This window comes from Amycolatopsis sp. NPDC088138 (assembly GCF_044741685.1).
In the GTDB taxonomy this organism is placed as follows: domain Bacteria; phylum Actinomycetota; class Actinomycetes; order Mycobacteriales; family Pseudonocardiaceae; genus Amycolatopsis.
In genome coordinates this window covers 713,779-738,738 of the sequence record NZ_JBIUTB010000001.1, presented here as the reverse complement: position 1 = coordinate 738,738, position 24,960 = coordinate 713,779, and the positions used below count along the sequence as shown (strand labels likewise).

The following is a 24,960-nucleotide window of genomic DNA, read 5'->3' as shown; positions in this document are numbered from 1 at the left end:
ACCGGACAACGCGATCGCCGTGCGACAGAACTCGCGAGTCGAGTCGCTCGCACGTCTTGTCAAGCAAGGCGATCGTCCGACCGGCCCAGCTGGCCGGCCAGGAAACTGCAAGTTGCACTTAGGTGGCTTGTCAACCAGGCAAAGGGATCCGCCGAGTGGCGCAACCGGAAAGGCCGGCGTGCAACCCCGGCCCGTCGAGCCGCCGACGGCACGGGCGCGCTCCGGGTGACCGGTTCCCCCTCCCCGGGGACCGGGACCCGTTGCGCGGCAGGCTGTTCTTCGTCAGGACTTCTTGCGGGCCGTGCGCTTGCGGGCCGGCTTGACCTCCGCCGGCTCGGCCTCCGCGGCCTGGTCGGCCTCGAAACCGGCGATGATCTCGCTGGACAGCCGGCCTCGCTCGGCGACCTCGTAGCCGTTGGCCTGCGCCCATTCGCGGATCTGCCGGTTGCGCTCGCGGTCGGTGCCCGAGCTCGACGAGCCCGTCAGCGACTGCCCGGTCGCGAGCCGGACCTTGCGGCCGCCGATGCGCCGCGCGGCACCGACGTAGCGGGCGAGCTCGTCCCGCAGTGCCGAAGCGTTTTCCTCGGAGAGGTCGATCTCGAAGCTCACCCCGTCGAGGGCGAAGGGGACGGTCTGGTTCGCCTCGCTCCCGTCGAGGTCGTCCACCATCTCGACGTGCACCCGTTGCGCCATGGTTCGTCGTTCCTCATCTTCTCCAGAACACGGTCGGACAGACCCTAACCTGTCGAATCACGTCCGGCACGCGCGACACCCGTGAAGCGTCCACAATGGCCGCCCGGGCGACGGGGCCGCCCCCTACAGCCTGACCGCAACCGAGTCGGAATGCGCGTGATCTTGTAAAGTTTTTGTATTCGTGATATGCTCGAAATCAGATCGGTACCGTTGTGGGATGACCTCACCCGATTTTCCCGGTAATGCGCCCGGCGTCAGCCGCACGGCGTTCACAGCGGCCGCCGCACGGGCGGCACATTTGCTGGTCGACGCCGCTCCCCCGATCTTCTCGGACCCGCTGGCCGCGCCGTTGCTCGGCGCCCGCGCCGAAGAACTGCTGGCATATCACCGGCTCCACGGTACCCACCCGGTTCTCGCCGGGGCCCGGGCCGAGGCCGTCTGCCGCAGCCGGTTCACCGAAGAGCGCCTCTTGCGTGCCAATTCCGGTATAGACCAGTATCTGATTCTCGGCGCCGGACTCGATTCGTTCGCCTATCGCACACCGCCCGGCCGGTTCCGGGTGTTCGAAGTCGACCGGCCGGCCACCCAGACGGCCAAACGGGAACTCCTGGAAGCCGCCGGGATCACCGCGCCGGCGTCGGTGACCTTCGTCGCCGTCGACTTCGAAACCGACCGGCTCCGGGACCGGCTCGTCCAGAGTGGACTCGACCCGCACCGGCCCGTGTTCGTCAGCTGGCTCGGCGTCACCATGTACCTGACGCGGGAGGCGATTCTCGCCACGTTGACGGATCTCGCCGGTTTCGCCCCCGGCTCGGAAATCGTGGCGGATCACCTGCTGCCCCCGGAACTGCGCGACGACGCCGGAAACGGTTACGCCGAGGCCGTCGCGCCGATGGCCGCCGAAGAGGGTGAGCCGTGGCACACGTTCCTCTCCCCCGCCGCCATGGCGGCACTCCTGCGGGACACCGGATTCGAAGTGGTCGAACAAGCCGGTCAGCAGGACGTCGGCGGCCCGGGCGGCTGGAACCGCGACGACGCGCTGAAGCCGAGCCGGCTTTCCCACCTGACCCACGCGCGCATTCCGCACCCGGCCGGAAAACCGGGCCACGAAAGCTGAACAATTTCCCGTCGCGGCGACGATCTTCCGGTCAATCCGGCAGCAGGGGCATCTCCATGTCGTCCGGACGGCCCAGCAGGACCGCGCGGGTGACCGCCGCCTTCCCGAAGCGGTCCCGCACGGAGTCCAGCGCCGTGTCGAGCTGGGTCGCGCGCTGGCGTTCGAACGGCAGCGCCAGCTGGACGTGGTCGTCGCCGGTCAGGTTGGACAGCGACGCGCCCAGCAGCGTGAGCCCGCGGTCGAAGATGAGCGGGAGCGCGGCTTCCAGGAGTTCCCGCGCCGCCGCGAGGATCGCGCCCGTGCCCTCGGTCGGCTCGTTCAGGGTGCACGAGCGCGTCACGCGGGTGAAGTCGGCGAAGCGGAGGCGGAGGGTGACCGTGCGGCAGATGCGGTGCGCCCCGCGCAGGCGCCGGGCGATCCGGTCGATCAGCGCCACCAGCACGACGTCCAGCTCGGCCGGGGTCCGCCGGCCGCGGCCGAGCGCGCGCTGGGCGCCGATCGACCGGCGCCGGACGCCGGTCTCGACGAGCCGCGGGTCCCGGCTGTGCGCCAGTTCGTAGAGGTGCCGCCCGGCGCCGCGGCCCAGCATCCCGGCGAGGTCCACCGGCTCGGACGCGGCCAGCTGGCCGACCGTCGTGATACCGCGCGCCCGCAGCTTCTCCTCGGTCACCTTGCCGACGCCCCACAGCGCCCGCACCGGGAGCGGGTGCAGGAACTCCAGTTCCGCGTCGTGCGGGACGACGAGCAGGCCGTCCGGCTTCGCCACCCCGCTGGCGACCTTCGCGAGGAACTTCGTCCGCGCGACGCCGACGGTGATCGGCAGCCCGGCCCGCTCGGCGACCGCCCGGCGCAGCCGTTCGGCGATGACGCTCGGCCGCCCGGCGATCTTCGCCAGCCCGCCGACGTCGAGGAACGCCTCGTCGATGGAAATGCCCTCCACCAGCGGGGTGGTGTCCCGGAAGACCTCGAACACCGCCTTGCTCGCGGCCGAGTAGGCCGACATCCGCGGGCGCACGACGACCGCGTGCGGGCACAGCCGCCGGGCCTGCGCCCCGCCCATCGCGGTGCGCACGCCGTAGGCCTTGGCCTCGTAACTCGCGGCCAGCACGACCCCGCCGCCCACGATCACGGGCCGCCCCTTCAGGCCCGGGTCGTCGCGCTGTTCGACCGACGCGTAGAAGGAGTCGAGGTCGGCGTGGAGGATGGGGCCCTCGTCGGTCATAGAACATATGTTCGCATATCCGCGGGCCGAAATCCGCTCGCCCGCCCGGCGCCACCGGTGTGCCGCTGGCCGAAACTGAGCGTTTTACCGGTTGTCGGCCGTCCGTGACCGCGCCCACACTCGAAACCATCGATCCACCCGACCACTGGGGGCGCAATGTCCGAGAAGTGCCGATGCGGCGATCACCACGCATGGGCGGGCCCGAGCCCGGAAGACCGGCCCGCCGCACCGCGCCAGCCGCTGCTGGCCGCGACGCTGGCGCGTGAAGACCGGGTAGAGGACGCCGGCGGGATCGACCCGACCGACCGGGTCACGTGCCGGACCCACCGCCGCTGGCTGCACGACTGCGTCTCCTCGCCGGTGCACGCCAACCCGGCGATCGGCTACCGCTGGTGCCGCCGGTGCGACCACCAGGCCCTGGTGGCGGTGGACGAGCTGACCGGCGACATCGCCATCCGCTGCGAGCTCTGCGGCCACAGCCCGCGCAACCGCGCGAACGACGAGCTGGTCGAACTGTGCCGGCGCAGCCTGGCCCTGGCGCGCGCGAACCGGTTCCCGCAGAGCGCCGCGGCCTGACGTCCCTGCCATGATGCGGACGTGCCCGAACCCGGAACCTCCGCTCTGGTGATCCTGCTGCCCGCCGCCGAGCCCGTGCTCGCCGCGGCCCGGCGCACCGCCCCCGCCCTGGTCCGCCCCGGCCTGCCCGCGCACGTCACGGCGTTGTACCCGTTCCTGCCGGCGCCCGAGCTGACCGACGAGGTCCTCGACGCCGTGCGCGAGCTCGCCGCCGGGGTCCGGCCGGTCGACCTCCGGCTCACCGAGCTGGCCGTCGCACCGGGTTTCTCGGCGGTCGCCACCCCTTCGCTGCAGCCGATCGCGGACGCCGTCTGCGCCCGCTGGCCCGAGGTTCAGCCCTACGGCGGCCGGTTCGGCCCCACTCCCGCCGCGCACCTCACGGTCGCGATGGGCGGCGCCGAAGCCGATCACGAGCGGGTGGCCGAGCAGGTCCGGCCGCTCCTCCCGCTGGACGCCCGAGCGGAAGAACTGCACTTGGTCGCGCTCGACGACGAAGGCTGGGAAACCCGGCTCGTCGCACCGTTCGGCGCCTGACTCAGCGGGACGAGCCGACGGCCGACTTCCGGTAGGCCTGGGCGATCGCCCGCAGCCGCGCGACGTCCGCGGCGAACGGTTCCGTGCCGGCGACCGGCGGTTCGGTCTCCCCCGGTTCGTCCGGCAGGGCGCGCACCAGCCTCGCCGCCGCCGGGGCCGCCAGCTCCGGCGTCACCCCGGCGAGGATCAGGCCGTCGTTGGTCTCGCTCATCGCCGTCAGCAGCCGTTCGCGGCGCGACGGGCCGCCGGGGTCGATGCGGACGATCTCCGGGAACCGGCGGGTGAGGTGCTCGCGCAGCGGTCGCAACTGGCGCAGCGTCCGCGCGTCACGACGGCCGGCCACCAGGCCCGGGATCGACGGGATCGTCAGCCCCACCACGATCAGGAGCACCGACACCGCCGGGAAGCCGACGTCCAGCGCGCACGGCAGCGTCGAGAACGGCCCGGCGCACAACGCCTTCGCCGGGTGGTCCGACTGCAGCGCCTTGATCGTCGCGACGACCTTCCCGCCGAGGTAGGCGACGGCGAACGCGGATGCCAGCAGCAGCAAACTGAGCCCGGCGCGCAGCGCGCCGCCGCTCGCCCGGATCGTCACCGCCGACACGATCCCGATGTCGACCACCGCGAACCCGAGGTAGACGGTGTAGGCGAAGACGTACACGACGAGCGTCGGGTGGGTGCCGTACAGCTCGTCGAACACGCCGATGCCGCGCGGCAGGTCCGACGTGCCGAAGAACGTCACCACCAGCAGGGCCAGCGCCGCGGCCAGTGCGACGAGCCGGGTGCGCCGGCCGCGGTCGCGGGTGCCGCTGATCTCGGCGACCGTCAGCCCGATCCCGTAGGCCGCGACCATGGTCGCGAGGTTCGAGAGCAGGCGCCCGAGGCTCGGGTACAGCTCGCTCTCCGCCACCTGCGCGCGGTTGGACAGGAAGCAGAACGCCGCGCCGAGCGCGATGAGCGAAACGGCCAGCCCCGCGCCGGCGCCGGTCCGCCGCGCCCGCACCGCGCGCCAGATGCCGACGGCCAGTGCGAAGAGCCCGACCCCGAGGAACAGAATGTCGATCACGGGACCGGACTATCCCAGCAGGGCCGCCAGGCGCCGCGCCTGGTCCGCCGCCCGGCCGGACGCTCCAGGTTGTACGGCGAGCGGTTCGCTCGTCGCGGCGCTCATCAGCAGCACGGCGATCAGCTCGGCCTCGTACTCGTCACGCCCGCTCGTCACGCGGGTGAGCAGGTGCGACAGCGCGCGCGGCGCGAGATCCGGGGCGAGCTCGGCGGCCTCGGACTCCGACATCAGGCAGTTTCCGGTGTGCGCGCACAGCATGTGGGCGAGCTCGTGGGCGATGATGTGGTCCTGGTGCAGCGCCGACGTGTGCTCGGTGTAGGCGATCAGGTCGTAGTCCGGGCGGGCCTGCCAGGCCCCGGACGGCTGGCCGGGCCGGTAGGCCACCGGCACCAGGTCGATCTCGCGCCCGCGCCAGGTCTCGAGGGCGTCGACCCAGCGATTCATCGACCACGGCCGGGGCAGCGGGACGGCGTCGAGGACGGTCCGCACCCGCGAGCGGGCACCGGCCCGCAGCTGCGTGAGGCCGTGCGCGTCGATGGGTCCTCCCCGCTGGGCGAGCGCCAGCCGGGTGCACCGGGGCGCGATCACGGACGAGATCATCGTAGCCGACCGCTCACCGCGGGCACGTCACTCCGGCTTCCGGCGCCGGCCCTCGCCGCGGCGGGTCTCGTCGTAGCTGCCGAGCTGGTCCATCAGCGCGGTCACGGTCTCGCGGTCGCGCGCCGAGAGCTGCATCGCCCGCTGCGCCATCTTCCGGGCCTCGGTGTCGCGCCACGCCACGACGTCCTCGACCTGCCGGTCGACCTGGCCGGCGACCTCGTCGTCGAAGAAGTACGTCACCGGCACGCCGAAGAACTGGGCCAGCGCCTGGATGTGGGAGCGTTTCGGGTCCTTGCGGGCGCCGACGGCGAGCTGCTGCACGTGGGTCGCCGACATCGTGACGCCGGTCTGCTCCGCGACGCCGTGGGCGATCTCCCGGTACGAGTACGGCTTGCGGTCCGGCGGGTGCACGGTCGCGATCAAGTGCGCCAGCCGTTCGGCGAAACTGCGCTCCTCGCTCACCGCACACCACCCTCAACCATGAAACGTGACACCACCCAGCCTAGCTGTCCCGAAAACTTGACAGCGCCTGTACCGGAAAGACTACGATACCGACGGTAGGTGTTTCGGAAACGAAACGCCAGCCCGCGGCCGGTGCGACGGCCGCGGGGTGACTCACGTGGCCGCTGGGGGTGGCCACGCGCCTAGCCCCGCGGCCTCGCGCCGACTGGTGGAGACGTCGGCTCACGATTGCTGACCCACCCGAGACTCGCTCACGCTTTCTAGATGAACGATGGGCCAGGCACCACCCGGGACTCCGGGTCGGCAACGCACCCGATCAACACGAACGATGGCCCAGGCAGCACCTGGGTCGGCACTGTGCCTGATTGCACGGCATCACATGTGGTTGCACGGCATCACATGTGACTGTGCGGGCATCTCACGTGATTGCAGGGGAATCACCTGTGACTGGGCGGGCATCACGTGTGACTGGGCGGGCATCTCACGTGATTACACGGGCATCACGTGTGACTGGGCGGGCATCTCACGTGATTACACGGGCATCACGTGTGACTGGGCGGGCATCACACGCCGCCGGTCGGTCCGCTACCCCGTCAGCAACCGCCGCAGCACCGCCGGGGTTCGGCCCGCGTGCTCGCGCACCACTCGCGTCAGGTGGGCCTGGTCCGCGAAACCCAGGTCCGCGGCCAGCACCGCCAAGCGGCGCTCCCCCATCTCCAAGCGGTCCAGCGCCCGGCCGACCCGGACCCGGTTGCGGTAGCGGGTCAGCGAGACCCCCAACTCCCTCGTGAACGCGCGACTCAGCCGGTACGGCGAAACCGCCAGCAGCTCCGCCAGCGGGAACAGCCCCGCCGCCGCCGGGTCGTCTGCCGCGATCGCTTCCCGGGCTCGCGCGACCAGCAGCCGGTCGCCGGCTCGTCCCGTGCCGGTGCCGACCTGGGTGATGGCGCGGCCCACCAGCGTCAGCAACTCCTCCGCCAGCGCGTAGTCCGGGTCCGCGGCCGCCGCGACGGCACGGCGGTGCGCGAGGTCCAGCGCGCCGTCGACGTACACCGTGGACCGGGCCCGCCGGTCGCCCGCCAAGCGCTGCCACAGGTCCGGGCCGAAGGTCACCGACGTGCAGACGTCACCGCCCGCCGGGTGCGCGAACTGTTCCTCGTCACCGAGTTCGGCCAGGTACGCCGACGTCGGATCGACGTCCGCGACGCCGCCGCGGGCACGGCGCCGGAACCGGCCGCGGCGGACGAGCACCATGCGGTAGCCGGTCGACACCTCGGGCGGCGACCACCCGGTGTGGTCGTCGGCGCACGTCACCACGCTCACCGTGTAGCCCGGCCGGGCCGCGACTTCGACTGCCTCACGCACCCGCCGCACGCTACGCCGGGGGTACGACAATTCCGCCCGCGCAAGGATCTTCAAGACCGCGGGGCGGCCGGCGAGCAGGCTGCCGAACGACACGAAACACAGACACAGGAGGCAAACCATGCTCGCGGAACTCACCACGGTCGTCCTCGACTGCGCCGACCCGGCCGCGCTCGCCGCGTTCTACGGCGAAGCCCTCGGCTGGGAGGTGACCTACTCCGACGACGACACCGTCCAGCTCGGCGGCCCGGTCGGGCTCGGCTTCCAGCGCGTCGCGGGCTACCGCGGTCCCGGCTGGCCGGACGCGGCCAAGCACGCGCACCTCGACCTGCGGGTCGACGACCTCGAGCGCGCCGTCAAGGAGTTCACGGCGCTCGGCGCGGCCAAGCCGGACTTCCAGCCCGGTGATGGCGGGTGGGTCGTGCTCGCCGACCCCGAAGGCCATCTCTTCTGCCTGGTCACGAGCTGAGCCGGTGGCCCCTCCCACGACCGGGAGGGGCCACCGCCGGAGTCAGGACCGGTAGACGCCGAACTCGTACAGCGAGTAGCCGTACGCCGTGCCGCGCTGGGTCGCGTTCATCCGGACGTACCGGGCGGTCGCCGAGATCGCGAGGTCGTCGGCGCCGCCGTCACCGGTGGTCGTCGCGTAGACCGAGCGCCAGTTCGTCCCGTCGTCGCTGACCTGGATCTCGTACGCCTTGCCGAACGCCGACTCCCACACCAGCTGGACGTGGTTGAACGCCTGACGGCTGCCCAGGTCCACCTGCACCCACTGCGGGTCGGCCCACGCGCTCGCCCAGCGCGTGGCCAGGTTGCCGTCGGTCGCGGCCTGCGGCGGGTAGGGCGCGCCGGGGCCGTCGGCCTGGTAGGTCGACGCCGTGGTCGCGGCGCCGCGGGCCAGGTTGGTCCCCTGCACCGGCGGGGCGACCACGCGCAGGGAGCGCGTCTCGATCCCGACGTTGCCGTGGCCGTCGCGGGCGTAGAGGTAGATCTTCCAGACGCCCAGGTCCTGCGGCGCGGTGACGGTGAACGTGCCGTTGCCGGTGAACTGCGCCGGGATCAGGCCCGCGGCGTTGTTGATGTACTTGCTGTTGTAGCCCATGGTGTAGGCGATCGGGTCACCGTCCGGATCGGACACGTTCGCCGTCACCGTGAACGTGCCGCCGGCCGGGACGTCGGTGGTGCGGCTCAGGTTCATCGACGAGATCACCGGGGGCGTGTTGCCGCCGGTCTGTCCACTGTAGAGCTTGCGGACGGCGTACCAGGCGAGCCGCTTCTCGTTGCCCGTGGTGATGTTGAACCAGACGCCGCCGAAGTCGCCTTCGGTGCCGTAGTGGAACAGCGTCGCGCCGAGCGCCACACCGGGGTGGGCGAGGATGCAGTTCCAGGCGTTGGTGTAGCCGTCACGCTTCTGCTGGTCGGTCGGCTCCGCCGGGACGCCGTTGACGTCGTTCGGGACCTCCCACTCGCCGGCCGGGCCGGTCTCGGTGATGATGTAGGGCTTCGTGTAACCGCCGTTGATCCAGTCCTGCTTGACCTGGCAGACCTGGGCGTAGGAGTTCACGGAGTACAGGTCGAGGTTCGGCGTGTAGGCCTTGTAGTACGGCCACGCGCCGGTCCAGGCGTCGGTCGAGGTGACCGGGTGGTTGGCGTCGATGGCGTGGATCGCCTGGGCCGCCTGGTCGACGAACCGGGCGTAGGCGATCCGGTTCTGCTCCAGCAGCGTGCCGGAGTAGCAGTTCTGCATGCCGAGGATCGACTCGTTGCCGACGTTCCACATCAGCACGCCGGCGTTGCCCTTGTAGGCGTTGACCCACTTCTGGATCTCGCCGAGCATCGTGTTCTTGTAGTTCGTGTCGGTGGTGTAGTCGACGCACCCGCCGCTGCCGGGCCCGCCGCCGGGCTGCAGCCAGAAGCCGGCGACGACCTTGATGCCGTTGGCCGCGGCGGCGTCCAGCAACGGCTGGCTGCTGCCGTCGGTGCCCCACGTGCGGACGGTGTTGACGCCGATCGAGTGCAGCTCCGGCATCCGGGCCGACGCTTCACTCACCGGCGGACCCCAGGTGAGGCCCTTCACGATCCACGGCTGGCCGTCGACGCTCAGCTGCCAGTTCCCCTGGCTGCCGGTCACCTTCGTGACACCGGGGCCGCCCGGCGCCGACGTGCCCGGGGTGCCGCTGACCTGGAACTCCCAGAGCGAGTAGCCGTAGCCGCCGACGCGGTGGGTGCCGTAGAAGCGCACGTACCGGCCGTGGCCGCTGACGGCCAGGTTCTGCACACCGCCGGTCGCGGTCGTCGTGCTGTAGATCGAGGTCCACGACGACGCGTTGTCGGACACTTGGATCTCGTACGCGGTCGCGTAGGCGGATTCCCAGTTCAGGGTCACCTGGCTGATGTCGGCGGACGCGCCGAGGTCGACCTGCAGCCACTGCGGGTCGCTCCAGGCACTGGCCCAGCGGGTGCCCGCGTTGCCGTCGACGGCCGCGGACGCCGGTGTTCCCGCGCCCTCACTGCTCGAGGCGGTCACCGGTCTGCCCTGCGAGAGCAGGGTGGCGGCGTGCGCCGGGGTCGGGCCGGCTAGGAGGCCCAGCACCAGCAGGACCACGAGTGCCGGGACGGCACGAAGGGGCAACGGACGGTCCACGATGACTCCCGCGCGAAATGGGGAACGGAGATTGGAGAGCGCTCTCCGGCACGGCCGATCGTTCGTCACGGCGCCCCGCGTTGTCAAGGTTCCCGTCTGGAAACGGACAATGCCTGCCCGCCGCCGAATGCGGGTGCTCCTTGACAGGGTGGCCGGGCGGTGCGCATGCTCTTGGAGAGCGCTCTCCCATTCCTCAGGCACCCTCACCGTGGAGGACCCTTGGTATCCAAAGCCGCGCTCCTCGCCTGCACCGCCGCCACCGTGCTGGCAGGCGCCTTATTGACCGCGGCGACGTCGTCGCCGGCCGTAGCCGACAACCTGGTGACGCACCACGAGTTCCAGGTCAACTGCTCCCCCAGCCACCACCAGCCGGACGACCCGATCGTCTTCCCCGGGCTGCCCGGCGCGTCGCACGACCACACGTTCATCGGCAACAAGACCACCAACGCGAACACGACGCTGGCCTCGCTGCAGCAATCGGGCGTCGGCAACACGACCTGCCTGGCGCCGGACGACCTGTCCGCGTACTGGTTCCCGACGGTCTACAACGGGAACCAGGTGATCCTGCCGAACTTCGCGCAGGTCGTGTACTACAAGTCCGGCATCCTCGACTACACCAAGGTCGTGCCGTTCCCGCCCGGCCTGCGCTACGTCGCCGGGACGGTCACGGCGACGCAGGACCAGTTCCAGAACGCGCCCGGCGCGATCGAGGGCTGGGAGTGCGGGGACAGCTTCCACAACTGGGACATCCCGGTGCAGTGCACGCCGGGCAGCCAGCTGAACATCCGGTACCAGGCCCCGAGCTGCTGGGACGGCGTCCACCTGGACTCCGCCGATCACAAGAGCCACATGGCGTACCCGGACAAGACGACGCTGACGTGTCCCGCCGACCACCCGGTCGCGGTGCCGATGCTGGAGTTCAAGATCGCGTTCCCGGTCAGCGGTGACATGTCCGGCGTCCACCTGGCCAGCGGGCGCGGGTACTCGTGGCACTACGACTTCTTCAACGCGTGGGACCCGCCCACCCTCGCCGCGCTGGTCACGCACTGCATCAACGGCGGGCTCCAGTGCGACCCGCGCGGGTTCGACCTCTACAAACCGGACCGCGGCACCGTCCTCGGCCCGAACTACCGGCTGCCCGGCCGGCCGTGAGGCGGACGGCGCCGGTGCTCGCCGCGGTGGTGGTGGCGATGTCCATGGGCGGGTGTGCCACCACCACGCCGGCGGCCCCGGCGCCGCCGCCCGGCCCCGGGTCCACCGCGTTCAATCCCACCGACGTCGCGTGGTTGCAGCTGACCGTGCCGATGACGGAGAACGCGGTCACCGCGGCCCACCTGGCGGCGGACCACGCGGCGAGTCCCGCCGTGCGGTCCGCCGCGTCGGCGCTCGAGCCGTCCCAGGACGGGTTCCTCACCCGGTTGCGGGCTCTTCGCGATCGGGCGGGGCTCCCGGCCGGGAACGTCCACAGTGGACATCAGATGCCGGGCATGATCACCGACGCCGACCTGGTCGCCCTCCGGACCAGCGACGGCGCCGACTTCGACCAGCGGCTCGTCGCGTTGCTGCGGGCCCACGCGAAGCAGATCGTGGTGCTGGCGAACGGCGAACAGGCCTCGGGTGCGGACCCGGCGACCCGGTCACTGGCCCGTGACCTCGGCGCGGCGGCCACGCGGGAAGGGGAAGTGCTGGACCGGACGAGCTGACCGGAGACACCGCCCGGCCCCCACTGCCGGGCCCCGGCGGGGCCTGGGAGCGGCCCGGCCGGGAGCGCGTCCTCCGGTGCAGGTACTCGGCGACGAGTGGCGGCAACCCGCCACTCGTCGCCGAGTTGCCGTCGCAGCAAGCCTTCCCGCCGATTCCGGCCGGACGACGCGCGCACCTGAACGGACGACACACGTCCCTGGATGGACGACTCGCGTACCTGGACGGACGACTCGCGTACCTGCATGGACGACTCGCGTACCCGGACAGTCGACTCGCGTGTCTGGAAGGTCGACACCTGTGATTGGAGGGTCGACTCGCGTGTCTGGAGGGTCGACACGTGTGATTGAGGGGTCGACACGGCGGCGGCCGGGGTCGGGCGGTGTGTCGTCCGGCTGGGTACGCGTGTCGTCCAGCGGAGTACGCGTGTCGTCCGGCTGGGTACGTGGGCGGCGGGGGTCAGGCGGAGTCTCGGACCACCAGGTCCGGGTCGAAGATCACCGACTCCGCGCGGAGTGCCGGGTTCGCCATGCGGTCCAGGACCATCCGCGCCATCGCCGCCCCCATCGCCTCGACCGGCTGGCGGATCGTCGTCAGGCGGGGGCGGCAGCTCAGGGCCACGCGGCTGTCGTCGAAGCCGATCACCGCGATGTCGTCCGGGACCCGGCGCCCTGCTTCCGAAAGCACCGACAGCGCGCCGTAGGCCATCAGATCATTGGCGACGAACACGCCGTCCAGGTCCGGCTCGGTCGCCAGCAGGCGTTCCATCGCCAGCTCGCCGCCGTGCTGGGTGAAGTCGCCCTCGGCGACCGCGACGTAGGCGTGCCCGTGGCGGGCCATCGCGTCGCGGAAGCCCGCCAGCCGGTCGTGGCCCGCCGGGGTGCCGCCCGGGCCCGCGATCGTCGCGACCCGCCGGCAGCCACGGGAGACGAGCCGGTCCGCCGCGAGCCGCGCGCCGTCCTGGTGGGCGACGTCGACGTAGCACACCGGCGCCGGGCGGGCGGGCCGCGCGAACAGCGCCGTCGGGACGCCCGCCTCGGTCAGCACCAGCGGCAGCGGGTCCTGGTCCGGGGCCAGCGAGATCAGCAGCACCCCGCTGACCTGCTCCTGCCGCAGTTTCGCCACCAGTTTCGCGCGTTCCTCGTCGCTGTCGACGAGCATCAGCAGCGGGTGCCGGCCGTGCGGGCGCAGGTGCGCGACGACCCCCTCGACGACCCGGCCGAAGAACGGGTCGCCGAACACCCCGCCCGTGAACGCCTCCGCGTCGACGTGCCGCTCCGGCTCCGACACGACCAGCGCGATCCCGCCGGTGTGCCGGCTGACCAGCGACCGGGCCGCCCGGTTCGGCACGTACCCGGTGTCGGCGATGGCGCGTTCGACGGTCTCCCGCAGCTTCGGGTCGACGTTGCGCACGCTGTTGACCACGCGCGACACGGTCGCGCGTGAGACACCGGCGACCCGCGCGACGTCCTCGAGGGTCGGCGGCACCGAAGGAAACGTGGTCACCCGTTCTTTGTAGCACGCTGTGAGAGCGCTCTCCCAGTGCCGGGCCCCAACGTCGATGACAAATGTCATGAGCGCCCGGTGCGGGACGGCACTGCCCTCTCCGAGCCCGCGCGACGAGCATTTCCGGGGCAAGCAACTCCGATCCGCATCCCCGGGGAGAACCCATGACCGTCCAGACCGCCGCGCCGGCCTTCCGCCGCGTGCTCGCCCTCGTCGGCACCTACCTCGGCGTCAGCGTCCTCACGCTCGGCGTGATCGTCCTGTTCCGCGACAACCCCACGATGGTGACCGACGCCGTCTGGGTGCGCGCCACGATCGTCGTCGGCAGTGCGCTCCTGACGCTCGCCTTCGCCCGCCGGGCGGCACGCGGGTCGAAGAAGGCGTTCCTTCGGCTGCGGATCGTCTCGGGCGTGATGCTGGTGGCGATCGCCGTCATCGTCGCGCTGCCGGGCGCGTTCCCGGTGTGGCTGCGCGTCGAGCAGGCGATCTGCGGGCTGCTGCTGCTCGGTGTCGCCGTCCTGGTGAACGGCCGCGAGCTCCGGTCGAGCTTCGCGGCTCGCTGAGGCCGGGCGCGGTAGCGTGCCGGTGATGAACGATTCGACGGCACCCGCCGACGCGCAGCGGTGGGTGCACGGCTGGCGGCGGCTGGTCCTCGACGCGGGCCTGCTCGCCTTCCCGATCGTCACCGTGCCCGGCGTGCTGGAGCACTCGAGCGGCGCGGCCGCGGTGGCCGGCTGCGTGATCGTGGCCGCCTTCGCCGTCGCTTACGTCGTGGGGGCGGTCGCGGCCGCCCGCCGCGCGTGGCGGCGGTTCTGGGTGTCCTTCGGCGTCTGCACGGTGCTCTTCGCCGCGGCGCTCCCCTTCGCGCACGCGGAAGCCTTCTTCCTCGCCGCGGTCGTCGTTTCGCTGGTCGCGCCGCGCATCGGCCGCTACGCCCCGGCGCTGGGTGCCGTCGTCGCGCTGGCGGCGGTCCTGGTCCCGTGGGCCGTGCCGTCGTGGCGCGCCGAACCGGGCTGGCCGCAGGCGATCGCCCTCTTCTTCACCGTGCTCGTGGTCTACGCCTTCGCCGAAGCCGTCCACGCCAACGTCGCCCTCGTCGAGGCCCGCGCGGAGGTCGCGCGACTGGCGTCGGAGGCCGAGCGCGCCCGGATCGCCCGGGACCTGCACGACCTGCTCGGCCACTCGCTCACCGCCATCACGGTCAAGAGCACTCTCGCCCGCCGGCTCCTCGACACCGAAGCCGCACGCGCGGGCGAGGAGATGACCGCCGTCGAAACCCTGGCCCGCCAGGCGCTGACCGACGTGCGGGCCGCGGTTTCGGGCTACGCCGAGGTGACCCTGGCCGGCGAGCTGGCCCGCGGCCGCGAGCTGCTGCGCGCCTGCGGGGTCGCGGCCGAGCTGCCCACCGCCGTCGACGTCGTCGGCCCGGACCACCAAGAGCTGTTCGGCTGGGTCGTGCGGGAGGGCCTGACCAACGTGGCGCGCCACGCTCGCGCGACCCGCTGCGCCGTCACGCTTTCCGCGTCGTCGGTCGAGGTGGTCGACGACGGCCTCGGCGCCTCCGCCACCGAGGGAACCGGGCTCTCCGGTCTCCGCGAACGGGTCGCCGCCGCGGGCGGCCGCGTCGAGGCCGGGCCGGTTTCCCCGCGCGGCTGGCGGCTGTGCGTGTCCCTGACCCCGGTGGAGGTGCCGTGACCGTCCGCCTGCTGCTCGCCGACGACCAGGAGATGGTCCGCCAGGCGCTCGGCACCCTCCTGGACCTGGAGGACGACTTCGAGGTCGTCGCGTCCGTCGGGCGCGGTGACGAGATCGTCGGTGCCGCGCGCGAGCATCGCCCCGACGTCGCGTTGCTCGACATCGAGATGCCGGGCCTCGACGGGCTCGCCGCCGCGGCCGTGCTGGCCGCCCAGGTGCCGGACTGCCGCGTCGTCATGCTCACGACGTTCGGCCGCGCGGGGTACCTGCGCCGCGCGATGGAGGCCGGCGCGGTCGGGTTCGTCGTCAAGGACGCCCCGGCCGACGCCCTCGCCGACGCGATCCGCCGGGTGGTGAAGGGCGAGCGCGTGGTCGACCCGGCGCTCGCCGTCGCGACCCTCGCCGCGGGCGAATCGCCGCTCACCGCGCGCGAACGCGACGTCCTCATCACCGCGCGGACCGGCGCGACCGTCGCCGAGATCGCGTCCCGGCTCTACCTGTCCGAGGGCACCGTGCGGAACTACGTGTCGGCCGCGATCACCAAGACCGGCGGCCGCAACCGCGCAGACGCCGTCCGGATCGCCGACGACCGCGGCTGGCTCTGATTGGCCCGGTCCGGGCGGCCGGAATTGGATCTTCTGCCGGGCCGGTCGCCGGGCTTAGCGTGCGGGCGTGAACGAAGTGAAGACCGTCGACCTGTGGTTCGACCCGGTGTGCCCGTGGGCCTGGATCGGCTCGCGCTGGCTGCTGGAAGTGGAGCAGGTGCGCGACGTCCGGACGCGGTTCCACGTGTTCAGCCTGTCGGTGCACAACGAAGGCCGGGAAGTGGACGCCTGGTACCGCGGCTGGCTGGACGAGCGCTGGGGACCGGCCCGCGTCGCGCTGGCTGCCGAGCGGGCGCACGGGAACGAGGTGCTGCGGGACTTCTACACCGCGTTCGGCACCCGCGTGCACCGCGACAAGGCGCCCGTCGACCGGGAAACTCTCGAAGCCGCCCTCGCCGAGGCCGGCCTGCCCGCGGACCTCGCGGACGCGGCCGACAGCACCGAACTCGACGCGGACCTGCTGAAGAGCAACCGCGCGGCGCTCGACCCGATCGGCGAGGACCTCGGCGTCCCGGCCCTCCACCTGCCCGGCCCGGACGGCTCGGTGAACGCGTTCTTCGGCCCGGTCGTCACCCCGGTTCCGCGCGGTGAGGCCGCCGGGCGGCTCTGGGACGGCGTCGTGCTCGTGACCGGCACGGAGGGCTTCTCCGAGCTGAAGCGCGGCCGCGGCCGGCCGGTCACGAGCTGAGGGCGTCAGGCGTTCTCGTCGAACGGGATGCCGGCCGGCTTGGCCTTGCCGAGGTTGCCGGTGAGCTGGCCGTCCTTGATGCCGAAGGTCGCGCTGCCGAAGTCGGCGGCGACGAGCTTGTCGCGCAGCCCGGCCGGGTAGCCGTCCCAGCCGACCAGGGTCGGGTACTGCCAGACGCCCTTGTGGTTCTCCGGCGGGTCGTCGTTGCCGTTGGCGGAGCGGAAGCAGTGCGTCGAGCCGCCGTCCTTGTGGTAGACGACCTTCGCGTGCGTGCTTTCGAACAGCAAACTGGCGCGGTCGTGCACCGCGAAGCCGCCGTGCTGCGACGTCGCCACGTACTCGACCTGGTTGTCCTTGACCCACACGACGACGTGTTCCCAGTCGTTGCGGTGCCCGGCGCTGCCGGGGCCGAGGGAGGCCTGGTCCTTCTCGAAGTAGAGCGTGTACATCACGGCGCACCAGCCGTTGTTGCACTTCTCGCGCGAGTAGGAGTTGGTGTTGTCGAGGTCCCAGGAGTCGCGGCAGTGGCCGTTGGTGTCGCCGCCGAGGGACAGACCGGGGGCGATCGTCCCGTCCGGGCCGATCGCCGGGGTCGGGTAACAGCCGTCCTTGTCGTAGTCGAAGGCGGGCTGGAACGTCTTCTCGAAGTCGCTCGCGTTGGCGGGCAGGGCGCCGGGCGGGTCGGCGAACGCGGTCGCCGGAAACGCCACGGCCAGCCCCAAAACGGCGGCGGCCACGGCGGCCAGGGTGCGGGATCGGTGCGCCATACGTACTCCCTCGGTCACGGCAGTCACTGTTCCGCGGTCAGCGTCACTAGGTCACCCGGGTCCCGCAACGGTACCTGCGGGGAGTATGCCCGCCCAGAACCGTCGCAAGGGGACGAACGCGCACTCCTGCCCCGCCCACCGGCACATCCGTGAATGGCCCATTGAGGGACTTAGAGTCCCTCAATGGGCCATTCACGGACTACGGGAGTCGGGCTTCGGCGGCGGCCCAGTCGGCGCGAGTCGTGGGGTCGTAGCGCTTGAGGACCTGGGTTTCGCGGACTAGCGCTCGCATTGATGCCAGGTCTGGGAGGTCCTCGCCTAGGGCTCGGGCTTGGACCAAGACGTTGCCCAGGGCGGCGGCCTCTACTGGGCCGGCCAGGACTGGGACGCCGCAGGCATCGGCGGTCAGCTGGCAGAGGAGTTCGTTGCGTGCGCCGCCGCCGACGATGTGGACCACGTCGAACGAGCGGCCGGAGACTTCGGCCGCCGTGCGGAGGGTGCGGCGGTGGGCCAGGGCCAGACTGTCCACAATGCACCGGACCACCTCGGCCGGTGTGGACGGCGGGCGCTGGCCCGTGGCCCGGCAGGCCGCCGCGATGCGGGCGGGCATGTCGCCCGGGGGCAGGAACTCCGGGGCGTCGATGTCGACCACGGCGGCCAGCGCCGGGGCCGCGGCGGCCGCGGCCAGCAGCTCCGGGAGGTCCGTGCGGGACCACGTCCGCAGGGTCTCCGACAGCACCCACAGGCCCATCACGTTGCGCAGGAACCGGATCGTGCCGTCGACGCCGCCTTCGTTGGTGAAGTTCGCGGCCAGCGCCGCGTCACCCAGCTCCGGCTCCGGCAGCTCCAGACCCGCCAGCGACCAGGTGCCGCAGGAGATGTACGCGAAGGTGCTCCCGGGTGACGCCGGGACCGCGACGACGGCCGAGGCCGTGTCGTGCGAGCCGACCGCGATCACCGGCACCCCGGACAGCTCGCGCGCCGGGCCGACCACCGTGCCGGGGTCGCGCAGTGGTGGCAGCAGCCGCGGCGGGATGCCCACCCGCGTGGCCAGCGAAAACGCCCAGGTCCGCGCGCGGACGTCGTAGAGCTGGGTCGTGGACGCGTTGGTGCGCTCGGCACCGATCTCGCCGGTCAGCCAGTAGTTCAGCAGGTCCGGCACGAGCAGCATCGTGCGCGCCGCGGTCAGCCGGTCCTGTTCGGACACCAGCTGGTAGAGCGTGTTGAACGGCAGCTGCTGCAGCCCGGTGACGTCGTACAGCTCCCGGTCGGACACCGACGCCGCCACCTTCTCCGGCACACCGTCGGTGCGGGAGTCGCGGTGGTGCACCGGGTTGCCGAGCAACGCGCCCGACTCGTCGAGCAGCCCGTAGTCGACGGCCCAGGAGTCGATGCCGATGCCGTCCAGCGCACCGGCGTCCCGGATCCCGGCGAGGGTCTCCCGGTACAGGCCCAGGACGTCCCAGTACAGCACCGGCCCCGCCTGGACGCCGCCGTTGGGGAACCGTCGGATCTCCTCGACGTCGAGGCGGCCGGGGCCCGCGGTCCCGGCCATCACGCGCCCGCTGGACGCGCCGAGGTCGACGGCCGCGACCCGCGTCACGCCCGCACCACGGTCAGCTCCAGGCCGAGCAGGTCCGCGACGGCCGTCAGCTCGGCGACGCGGTGGCCGGTGCCCAGCGCCCAGTGGTGCGCGATGCCGCTGGCCGACCAGGCGTCGGTCCACTCCCCCGGGTCGCACCCGAAGTCGACGCGCGAGGTCGTGTTGCCGATCCGCAGCAGCGGCCCCGGCACGACCGTGCCTTCGGACGCGACGATCGAGAACGTGCCGTCGAGCCCCTGTGCCAGCCCGCACAGCGTCACCGGCCCGTGCTTGACGTCGAACTCCACCGACACACCCCAGCCGCGCTTGCCGTGGTAGACGCCGAGGCCGCGCAGCAGCGGCTTGCGGGCGCTGATGCCGAGGTGCGCCGGGCCGTCGTGACCCATCTCGACGACGTTGTCGTGGAAGTTCAGCGCCTGCAGCTCGGTGAACGAGCCGCCCGCGCCGAGGCGATCCATCAGCAGCATGGCCAGCGACGTCCGCAGCTCGTACTCGCCGACCGCCGGGATGCCGCGGGCGGTGAGCAGGGACGCGCCGAGGATGAACCCGGCGCCGACCCGCTCGTGGGTCTCGCCGTCGAGCCCGCGGTGGTAGTACGCCAGCGAGTCGAGCGAGAAGTCCTCGACGAGCCGGTCCAAGGCCACCGAAACGCGAGCGCCCCAGGCGAAGTCTTCGTCCACAACGGACTCGTCCACCGTGAACACGTCGCAGGCCAGGGCGACCCGGTCGGCCGTCTCGCTGTCGGTCACCTTCTCGACGCGCACGCGCAGGTCGTCGATCTCCAGGATCTCGACGTGCCCGCCGAGCTGGGCGGACACGAGAGTCGGGTCGGTCGAGACGTCCATCATGCCCGGGTAGAGGTGCCCGAGCAGGCCGTGGCGGCCGGTCCGGAACGCCGCCCGCACCCCCGCCGCCTTGATCCAGCGCTCGATCCGCGTCCAGGCGCGGTTGTCCTCCAGGTACCCGGACACCGAGCGGAACTCGACACCGAGGCGGCGGAACGTGTTGGCCATCTCCGGCAGCGGGCAGGCGCCGCAGTAGGCCAGCCACGCGCCGGTGTCGAAGGACTCGTGGTCCATCGCCTCGGTGGGCTGCAGGTTCAGCAGCAGCACCGGTGCCCCCGACCGCTGGGCGACCGGCGCCAGCATGCTGGACGTCAGGTACGTCGTGAGGAAGCCGATGATCAGGTCGCACCCGGCGACCCGCAGCTTCTCGGCGGCCGCCGCACCCTCGGACGCGTCCGACACGAACCCGACGTCGACGACCTCGCAGTCCATTCCGGACAGTCGCTCGGCGACCCGCCGGGCCGACGCCTGCAGCTGCGGCAGCAGCTTCGGGAACTGCGGCCAGTACGCGCCGAGCCCGCCCGCGACGAGCCCGACGCGGGTCTTGCGCGGCGTGATGCGGTCGAGGGTCATCGATCCTCCTTAGCCGGAATCAACGCAGGAACGCCGCGGCGACCCCGGCGTCCACCGGCACGTGCAGGCCGGTGGTGTGGGTCAGGTCGCCACCCGTCAGCGCGAAGACCGCCGCCGCGACGTGCTCGGGCAGCACCTCGCGCTTGAGGATGGTGCGCTGGGCGTAGAACTCGCCGAGCTTCGACTCCTCGACGCCGTAGACGGCGGCGCGCTGGGCACCCCAGCCGCCGGCGAAGATGCCGGAGCCCTGGACGACGCCGTCCGGGTTGACGCCGTTGACGCGGATGCCGTAGGCGCCGAGTTCCGCGGCCAGGAGCCGGACCTGGTGGGCCTGGTCGGCCTTGGCCGCGCCGTAGGCGACGTTGTTCGGGCCCGCGAACACGGCGTTCTTCGACGAAATGTAGACGATGTCGCCGCCGTTGTCCTGGTCGATCATGGCCTTGGCCGCGGCGCGCGCGACGAGGAACGAGCCCTTGGCCATGACGTCGTGCTGCAGGTCCCAGTCGCGTTCGGTGGTCTCCAGCAGCGGCTTCGAGATGGACAGCCCGGCGTTGTTGACGACCAGGTCGATCCCGCCGAAGGCCAGCACGGTCGCGTCGATCGCGGCCTGCACGGCGTCGGCGTCGGTGACGTCGGCGGTCACCGCGAGACCACCGATCTCAGCGGCGACTTCGGAAGCCGCGGCCGTGTTCAGGTCGGCGATCGTGACGCAGGCACCCTCGGCGGCGAGCCGCAGCGCGATGGCCTTGCCGATACCCGAACCCGCCCCGGTCACCAGCGCGATCCGCCCGGCCAGCGGCTTGGGCTTCGGCATCCGCTGCAGCTTGGCCTCTTCGAGCGCCCAGTACTCGATCCGGAACTTCTCGCTCTCGGCGATCGGCGCGTAGGTCGACACCGATTCGGCGCCGCGCATGACGTTGATCGCGTTGACGTAGAACTCCCCCGCGACGCGCGCGGTCTGCTTGTCCTTGCCGAAGGAGAACATCCCGACTCCCGGCACGAGCACGATCGCCGGGTCGGCGCCGCGCATCGCGGGCGAGTCCGGCGTCGCGTGCCGGTCGTAGTAGGCGCGGTATTCGTCGCGGTACTCGGCGTGCAGTTCCTTCAGCCGCGCGACGACGTCCTCGAGGGACGCCGAGCTAGGCAGGTCGACGACCAGCGGCCGGACCTTGGTGCGCAGGAAGTGGTCCGGGCAGGACGTCCCGAGCGCGGAGAGGGGTGCGAGCTTCTCCCGCGCCAGGAACTCGAGGACGACGTCGCTGTCGGTGTAGTGCCCGACAACGCGCTGGTCGGTCGACGCGAGCCCACGCACCACCGGCGCGAGCGCGGCGGCCCGGGCCCGGCGTTCGGTGTCGGGCAGCGCCTCGAAGCCGGGGACGACGGGACCGAACGGCTCGGCGGAACCCCGTGAAGCCAGGAACTCCTCGGCCGTGCGGATGATCTCCAGCGAGTTGCGCTGGCACTCCTCCGACGTAGCACCCCACGCCGTGATGCCATGGCCGCCGAGGATGACGCCGATAGCCTGCGGGTTGGCTTCCTTGACGGCGGCGATGTCCAGGCCGAGCTGGAAGCCAGGGCGCCGCCAGTCGACCCACGCGACGCGGTCGCCGAAGCACTCCTTGGTGAGCGCGGCACCGTCGGCCGCCGTGGCCAGGGCGATGCCGGAGTCCGGGTGCAGGTGGTCGACGTGCGGGGCCTCGACGAGCCCGTGCATCGCGGTGTCGATCGACGGTGCCGCGCCGCCGCGGCCGTGCAGGCAGTAGTCGAACGCGGCGACCATCTCGTCCTCGCGCTCGACACCCGGGTAGACGTCGACGAGCGAACGCAGCCGGTCGAGCCGCAGCACGGCGAGTCCGGACTCCTTGAGCGTGCCGAGGTCGCCGCCGGAGCCCTTGACCCACAGCACCTCCGTCGGCGCGCCGGTCACCGGGTCGGTGACGTCGCCCTTGGCGGAGGTGTTGCCGCCGGCGTAGTTGGTGTTGCGCGGGTCGGCTCCGAGCACGTTGCTGCGCGCGATGAGCTGCTCCGGCGTGGACGGGCCCGTCATGCTCATGCTCCCCATCCGGCCTGCGTGCCGCCGGCGCGCTCGGCCACGATCTTCTCCTGGTATCCGCTGCGGTGGTAGGCCGCGACGGGGTCCGGGTCGAGCCCGGCTTCCTCGCGCAGCTCGGCCAGCAGCGGGCGGACGTCGGTGTTGTAGGCGTCCATCAGCACGGCGTTGGCTTCGAGGACGTTCCCGGCCTGCTGGGCCGCGCGCAGGTCGTCGCGGTCGACGAGCAGCGCCTTGGCCGTCGCCTCCTGGACGTTGAGCACCGAGCGGATGATCGCCGGGATCTTCGCCTCGATGTTGTGGCACTGGTCGAGCATGAACGCGATGCCGTAGGACGGGTCGAGCGCGTCGCCGCGGACGATCTCGTACATGATCCGGAACAGCTGGAACGGGTCGGCCGCACCGGCCATCAGGTCGTCGTCGGCGTAGAAGCGCGAGTTGAAGTCGAACGCGCCGAGCTTCCCGGCCCGCAGCAGGAACGCCACGATGAACTCGATGTTCGTGCCCGGCGCGTGGTGGCCGGTGTCGATGCAGACCGTGGCCTTCTCGCCCAGCTCCATGCAGTGCGCGTACGACGTGCCCCAGTCGGGGACATCGGTGGCGTAGAAGGCGGGCTCGAAGAGCTTGTACTCCAGCAGGATCCGCTGGTCGTCACCGAGCCGGTCGTACGTCTCCTTCAGCGCCGCGGCGAGCCGGTCCTGGCGGTCGCGGATGTCGTCCTGGCCCGGGTAGTTGATGCCGTCGGAGAACCACAGCTTCAGGTCGCGGGACCCGGTGGCGTCCATGATGGAGATCGCCTCGAGCAGGTGGTCGGTCGCCTTGCGGCGGATCCCGGCCTCCGGGTTCGTCACCGAACCGAGCTTGTAGTCCTCGTCCTGGAAGACGTTGGTGTTGATGGCGCCGACCTCGACACCGAGGTCGCGCGCGTACGCGGTGAGGGCGCCGTAGTCGTCGACGCGGTCCCACGGGATGTGCAGCGCCACGCTCGGCGCGATGCCGGTGAACCGGTGCACGGTCGCGGCGTCGGCGATCTTCTCCTCGGCCGTGCGCGGGACGCCGGGCTGCGGGAACACCTTGAAGCGGGTGCCCGAGTTGGCGTACGCCCACGACGGCGTCTCGATGCGCTGCGCCCGCAGGGCCTGTTTCACGGCCGTCATGTCGCGCAAGACGATCACTGTCCTTCCCGGACGGAGGTGGTTTCGAGGTGGAAGACCTCTTGCAGCAGCTGGAAGCCCTCGTCGGGCGGGCCGCCGTCGAGGCCGGTGAAGAACTCCGCCATCTCCGCCTGCCAGCGGGTGTTGACCTCGGTGCGGGCCATCGCGGCCTGTGCGGCGGCGAGGTCGCCGGCTTCGACGTAACCGATCAGCAGGCCGTCCCCGCGCAGGAAGAGCGAGTAGTTGTGCCAGCCGCTGTCGCGCAGGGCCTGCTGCATCTCCGGCCACACCGCGCGGTGCCGCTCGGCGTACTCGGCCGCACGGTCCGGCTTCACCTGCAGGCAGAAGCAGTAACGGGGCATCGTCGAGAATCCTTTGTGGACCCCGCGGCCGGACCGGGGCGGCGATCCGGTCCGGCCGCGGGAGCTCGTCAGAAGTTGAACTTGTCGATGTTGTTCGCGTCGAAGGTCGTCGGCGGGCCGAGGACGATCTCACCGCTCGCGCCGATGGTGTACTCACCGAGCTTGCCGGCCTTGAACTTCTCGCCTTCCTTGCCGGTGATCTGGCCCGAGGAAAGCGCGACGCCGGCGTAGGCGGCGAGGTAGCCGATGTCGGCCGGGTTCCACAGCGCGAACTGCTTCACGGTGCCGTCCTTGACGAACGCGCGCATCTGGTTCGGCGTGCCCAGGCCGGTCACCGCGACCTTGCCCTTGTAGCTCGACGAGCTGACGTAGCGCGCGGCGGCCGCGATGCCCACGGTGGTCGGCGAGACGATCACCTTGAGGTTCGGGAACGACTGCAGCAGGCCCTGGGCCTCCTGGAACGACTTCTGGTCGTCGTCGTTGCCGTAGGCGACCTTGTCCAGCTTGATGTTCGCGTACTCCGGCTTGGCGAGCTCCTTCTTGAGCACGTCGATCCAGGCGTTCTGGTTGGTCGCGTTCGGCGTCGCGGACAGGACCGCGATCTCGCCGGAGCCGCCGGAGAGGTCCTTGGCCTGCTTGGCCAGCGCCTCGCCGATGCCCTGGGTGGTGGCCTGGTTGATGAAGACGTCGCGGCAGTCCTTGGCGGCGTCGGAGTCGAACGCGACGACCTTGATGCCGGCGCTGCGGGCCTGGTTGAGCGACGGGCACACCGCGTTCGGGTCGTTCGCGGCGATGCCGATCACGTTCTGCTGCTGCTGGATCAGCGTGTTGATGTAGCTGACCTGCGAGGACGCGCTCGCGTCGTTCGGCCCGACCAGCTTGTACTCGCCCTTGAGCTCGTCGAGCGCGGCCTTGCCGCCGCTGACCTCGATGTCGCTGTAGGGGTTGTTGAGCTGCTTCGGGAGGAACGCCATCTTGACGCCCTCCTTGGCCGCGGCGTTCGGGTTCGCCGCCGCCGTGGACTGCTGCGCACCGGAGTCGGTGCTGTCGTTCTTCGTCGTGCCGCTGCAGGCGGCCAGGACGAGCACCAGCCCGGCCGACACTGCGCCGGTGATGAACCGTCGGGACATCTTCG

General features: G+C 71.6%; 25 protein-coding genes. 10 read left to right on the top strand and 15 right to left on the bottom strand.

Annotated features, from left to right (window positions below; translation table 11 throughout):
• Positions 1-282 precede the first annotated feature (282 nt).
• A complete protein-coding gene (locus tag ACIOD2_RS03470) occupies positions 283-693 on the bottom strand; it encodes an Lsr2 family protein (protein WP_400533793.1) in 411 nt (136 codons plus the stop codon).
• 217 nt (positions 694-910) lie between these two features.
• On the opposite strand from ACIOD2_RS03470, the gene ACIOD2_RS03465 reads away from it, so the two are divergent.
• The gene (locus ACIOD2_RS03465) at positions 911-1,810 is read left to right on the top strand and encodes a class I SAM-dependent methyltransferase (RefSeq protein ID WP_400533791.1); all 900 of its coding nucleotides are present in this window, start codon (positions 911-913) and stop codon (positions 1,808-1,810) included.
• 31 nt (positions 1,811-1,841) lie between these two features.
• On the opposite strand, the gene dinB is transcribed toward ACIOD2_RS03465, so the two are convergent.
• Complete coding sequence (gene dinB / locus ACIOD2_RS03460) at positions 1,842-3,032, bottom strand: DNA polymerase IV (RefSeq protein WP_400533788.1); 1,191 nt, start codon at positions 3,030-3,032, stop codon at positions 1,842-1,844.
• 156 nt (positions 3,033-3,188) lie between these two features.
• Between dinB and ACIOD2_RS03455 the strand changes: the two genes are divergently transcribed.
• Positions 3,189-3,608 (top strand): hypothetical protein, encoded by a 420-nt coding sequence (locus tag ACIOD2_RS03455; protein WP_400533785.1) that lies wholly within the window; start codon positions 3,189-3,191, stop codon positions 3,606-3,608.
• A 21-nt stretch (positions 3,609-3,629) separates the two neighbouring features.
• Positions 3,630-4,142 carry a 2'-5' RNA ligase family protein gene (locus tag ACIOD2_RS03450; RefSeq protein ID WP_400533783.1) on the top strand — a complete coding sequence of 171 codons (513 nt, stop codon included), beginning with the start codon at positions 3,630-3,632 and terminating at the stop codon, positions 4,140-4,142.
• 1 nt (position 4,143) lies between these two features.
• On the opposite strand, the gene ACIOD2_RS03445 is transcribed toward ACIOD2_RS03450, so the two are convergent.
• From ACIOD2_RS03445 to ACIOD2_RS03430, 4 genes are all read right to left on the bottom strand, one after another.
• Complete coding sequence (locus ACIOD2_RS03445) at positions 4,144-5,208, bottom strand: hypothetical protein (protein WP_400533780.1); 1,065 nt, start codon at positions 5,206-5,208, stop codon at positions 4,144-4,146.
• 9 nt (positions 5,209-5,217) lie between these two features.
• Complete coding sequence (locus ACIOD2_RS03440) at positions 5,218-5,796, bottom strand: hypothetical protein (protein WP_400533778.1); 579 nt, start codon at positions 5,794-5,796, stop codon at positions 5,218-5,220.
• A gap of 39 nt (positions 5,797-5,835) precedes the next feature.
• Positions 5,836-6,270 (bottom strand): XRE family transcriptional regulator, encoded by a 435-nt coding sequence (locus tag ACIOD2_RS03435; RefSeq protein ID WP_400533775.1) that lies wholly within the window; start codon positions 6,268-6,270, stop codon positions 5,836-5,838.
• A 585-nt stretch (positions 6,271-6,855) separates the two neighbouring features.
• Positions 6,856-7,665 (bottom strand): helix-turn-helix domain-containing protein, encoded by an 810-nt coding sequence (locus tag ACIOD2_RS03430; protein WP_400535396.1) that lies wholly within the window; start codon positions 7,663-7,665, stop codon positions 6,856-6,858.
• Between the two features lie 88 nt (positions 7,666-7,753).
• Here ACIOD2_RS03430 and ACIOD2_RS03425 point away from each other — a divergent pair, with 88 nt between their 5' ends.
• Complete coding sequence (locus ACIOD2_RS03425; RefSeq protein ID WP_400533772.1) at positions 7,754-8,101, top strand: VOC family protein; 348 nt, start codon at positions 7,754-7,756, stop codon at positions 8,099-8,101.
• 42 nt (positions 8,102-8,143) lie between these two features.
• Here ACIOD2_RS03425 and ACIOD2_RS03420 read toward each other — a convergent pair whose 3' ends face one another.
• Entirely contained in the window at positions 8,144-10,276 is a 2,133-nt protein-coding gene (locus ACIOD2_RS03420) for a discoidin domain-containing protein (RefSeq protein ID WP_400533770.1), read from the bottom strand.
• Between the two features lie 219 nt (positions 10,277-10,495).
• Between ACIOD2_RS03420 and ACIOD2_RS03415 the strand changes: the two genes are divergently transcribed.
• Positions 10,496-11,428, top strand: coding sequence for a DUF1996 domain-containing protein (locus ACIOD2_RS03415; protein WP_400533767.1), 933 nt, complete (start codon positions 10,496-10,498; stop codon positions 11,426-11,428).
• On the top strand, positions 11,425-11,979 hold the full coding sequence (locus tag ACIOD2_RS03410) for a DUF305 domain-containing protein (RefSeq protein WP_400533765.1): 555 nt from the start codon (positions 11,425-11,427) through the stop codon (positions 11,977-11,979). Before ACIOD2_RS03415 ends, ACIOD2_RS03410 begins: the two co-directional genes overlap by 4 nt.
• A gap of 457 nt (positions 11,980-12,436) precedes the next feature.
• On the opposite strand, the gene ACIOD2_RS03405 is transcribed toward ACIOD2_RS03410, so the two are convergent.
• Positions 12,437-13,483, bottom strand: coding sequence for a LacI family DNA-binding transcriptional regulator (locus tag ACIOD2_RS03405; RefSeq protein WP_400533762.1), 1,047 nt, complete (start codon positions 13,481-13,483; stop codon positions 12,437-12,439).
• A 164-nt stretch (positions 13,484-13,647) separates the two neighbouring features.
• On the opposite strand from ACIOD2_RS03405, the gene ACIOD2_RS03400 reads away from it, so the two are divergent.
• The 4 genes from ACIOD2_RS03400 to ACIOD2_RS03385 all read left to right on the top strand — a co-directional run bounded on the left by ACIOD2_RS03400 (position 13,648) and on the right by ACIOD2_RS03385 (position 16,471).
• Positions 13,648-14,046 carry a hypothetical protein gene (locus ACIOD2_RS03400; RefSeq protein WP_400533759.1) on the top strand — a complete coding sequence of 133 codons (399 nt, stop codon included), beginning with the start codon at positions 13,648-13,650 and terminating at the stop codon, positions 14,044-14,046.
• Between the two features lie 25 nt (positions 14,047-14,071).
• On the top strand, positions 14,072-15,178 hold the full coding sequence (locus ACIOD2_RS03395) for a sensor histidine kinase (protein WP_400533756.1): 1,107 nt from the start codon (positions 14,072-14,074) through the stop codon (positions 15,176-15,178).
• Complete coding sequence (locus ACIOD2_RS03390) at positions 15,175-15,783, top strand: response regulator (RefSeq protein WP_400533753.1); 609 nt, start codon at positions 15,175-15,177, stop codon at positions 15,781-15,783. Before ACIOD2_RS03395 ends, ACIOD2_RS03390 begins: the two co-directional genes overlap by 4 nt.
• 67 nt (positions 15,784-15,850) lie before the next feature.
• On the top strand, positions 15,851-16,471 hold the full coding sequence (locus tag ACIOD2_RS03385) for a DsbA family protein (RefSeq protein ID WP_400533750.1): 621 nt from the start codon (positions 15,851-15,853) through the stop codon (positions 16,469-16,471).
• Positions 16,472-16,476: 5 nt separating this feature from the next.
• On the opposite strand, the gene ACIOD2_RS03380 is transcribed toward ACIOD2_RS03385, so the two are convergent.
• The 7 genes from ACIOD2_RS03380 to rhaS all read right to left on the bottom strand — a co-directional run bounded on the left by ACIOD2_RS03380 (position 16,477) and on the right by rhaS (position 24,955).
• Positions 16,477-17,238 (bottom strand): NPP1 family protein, encoded by a 762-nt coding sequence (locus ACIOD2_RS03380; RefSeq protein WP_400533747.1) that lies wholly within the window; start codon positions 17,236-17,238, stop codon positions 16,477-16,479.
• 199 nt (positions 17,239-17,437) lie between these two features.
• The gene (locus ACIOD2_RS03375) at positions 17,438-18,793 is read right to left on the bottom strand and encodes a rhamnulokinase family protein (RefSeq protein WP_400535394.1); all 1,356 of its coding nucleotides are present in this window, start codon (positions 18,791-18,793) and stop codon (positions 17,438-17,440) included.
• A gap of 44 nt (positions 18,794-18,837) precedes the next feature.
• Entirely contained in the window at positions 18,838-20,259 is a 1,422-nt protein-coding gene (locus ACIOD2_RS03370; RefSeq protein WP_400533745.1) for an arabinose isomerase, read from the bottom strand.
• 19 nt (positions 20,260-20,278) lie between these two features.
• Positions 20,279-22,306: a bifunctional aldolase/short-chain dehydrogenase gene (locus tag ACIOD2_RS03365; protein ID WP_400533743.1), complete on the bottom strand. Its 2,028-nt coding sequence runs from the start codon at positions 22,304-22,306 to the stop codon at positions 20,279-20,281.
• A 2-nt stretch (positions 22,307-22,308) separates the two neighbouring features.
• Entirely contained in the window at positions 22,309-23,466 is a 1,158-nt protein-coding gene (rhaI, locus tag ACIOD2_RS03360) for an L-rhamnose isomerase (protein ID WP_400535392.1), read from the bottom strand.
• 14 nt (positions 23,467-23,480) lie between these two features.
• The gene (locus ACIOD2_RS03355; protein WP_400533740.1) at positions 23,481-23,825 is read right to left on the bottom strand and encodes an L-rhamnose mutarotase; all 345 of its coding nucleotides are present in this window, start codon (positions 23,823-23,825) and stop codon (positions 23,481-23,483) included.
• Positions 23,826-23,893: 68 nt separating this feature from the next.
• Positions 23,894-24,955 carry a rhamnose ABC transporter substrate-binding protein gene (gene rhaS, locus ACIOD2_RS03350; protein WP_400533737.1) on the bottom strand — a complete coding sequence of 354 codons (1,062 nt, stop codon included), beginning with the start codon at positions 24,953-24,955 and terminating at the stop codon, positions 23,894-23,896.
• Positions 24,956-24,960 lie beyond the last annotated feature (5 nt).

Coding starts and splice junctions, on each gene's coding strand:
- dinB (WP_400533788.1), bottom strand. CDS start 3,032: ATGACCGACGAGGGCCCCATCCTCCACGCCGACCTCGACTCCTTCTAC.
- ACIOD2_RS03355 (WP_400533740.1), bottom strand. CDS start 23,825: ATGCCCCGTTACTGCTTCTGCCTGCAGGTGAAGCCGGACCGTGCGGCC.
- rhaI (WP_400535392.1), bottom strand. CDS start 23,466: ATGACGGCCGTGAAACAGGCCCTGCGGGCGCAGCGCATCGAGACGCCG.
- ACIOD2_RS03470 (WP_400533793.1), bottom strand. CDS start 693: ATGGCGCAACGGGTGCACGTCGAGATGGTGGACGACCTCGACGGGAGC.
- ACIOD2_RS03465 (WP_400533791.1), top strand. CDS start 911: ATGACCTCACCCGATTTTCCCGGTAATGCGCCCGGCGTCAGCCGCACG.
- ACIOD2_RS03370 (WP_400533745.1), bottom strand. CDS start 20,259: ATGACCCTCGACCGCATCACGCCGCGCAAGACCCGCGTCGGGCTCGTC.
- ACIOD2_RS03375 (WP_400535394.1), bottom strand. CDS start 18,793: ATGGCCGGGACCGCGGGCCCCGGCCGCCTCGACGTCGAGGAGATCCGA.
- ACIOD2_RS03365 (WP_400533743.1), bottom strand. CDS start 22,306: ATGACGGGCCCGTCCACGCCGGAGCAGCTCATCGCGCGCAGCAACGTG.
- ACIOD2_RS03400 (WP_400533759.1), top strand. CDS start 13,648: ATGACCGTCCAGACCGCCGCGCCGGCCTTCCGCCGCGTGCTCGCCCTC.
- ACIOD2_RS03395 (WP_400533756.1), top strand. CDS start 14,072: ATGAACGATTCGACGGCACCCGCCGACGCGCAGCGGTGGGTGCACGGC.
- ACIOD2_RS03425 (WP_400533772.1), top strand. CDS start 7,754: ATGCTCGCGGAACTCACCACGGTCGTCCTCGACTGCGCCGACCCGGCC.
- ACIOD2_RS03455 (WP_400533785.1), top strand. CDS start 3,189: ATGTCCGAGAAGTGCCGATGCGGCGATCACCACGCATGGGCGGGCCCG.
- ACIOD2_RS03380 (WP_400533747.1), bottom strand. CDS start 17,238: ATGGCGCACCGATCCCGCACCCTGGCCGCCGTGGCCGCCGCCGTTTTG.
- rhaS (WP_400533737.1), bottom strand. CDS start 24,955: ATGTCCCGACGGTTCATCACCGGCGCAGTGTCGGCCGGGCTGGTGCTC.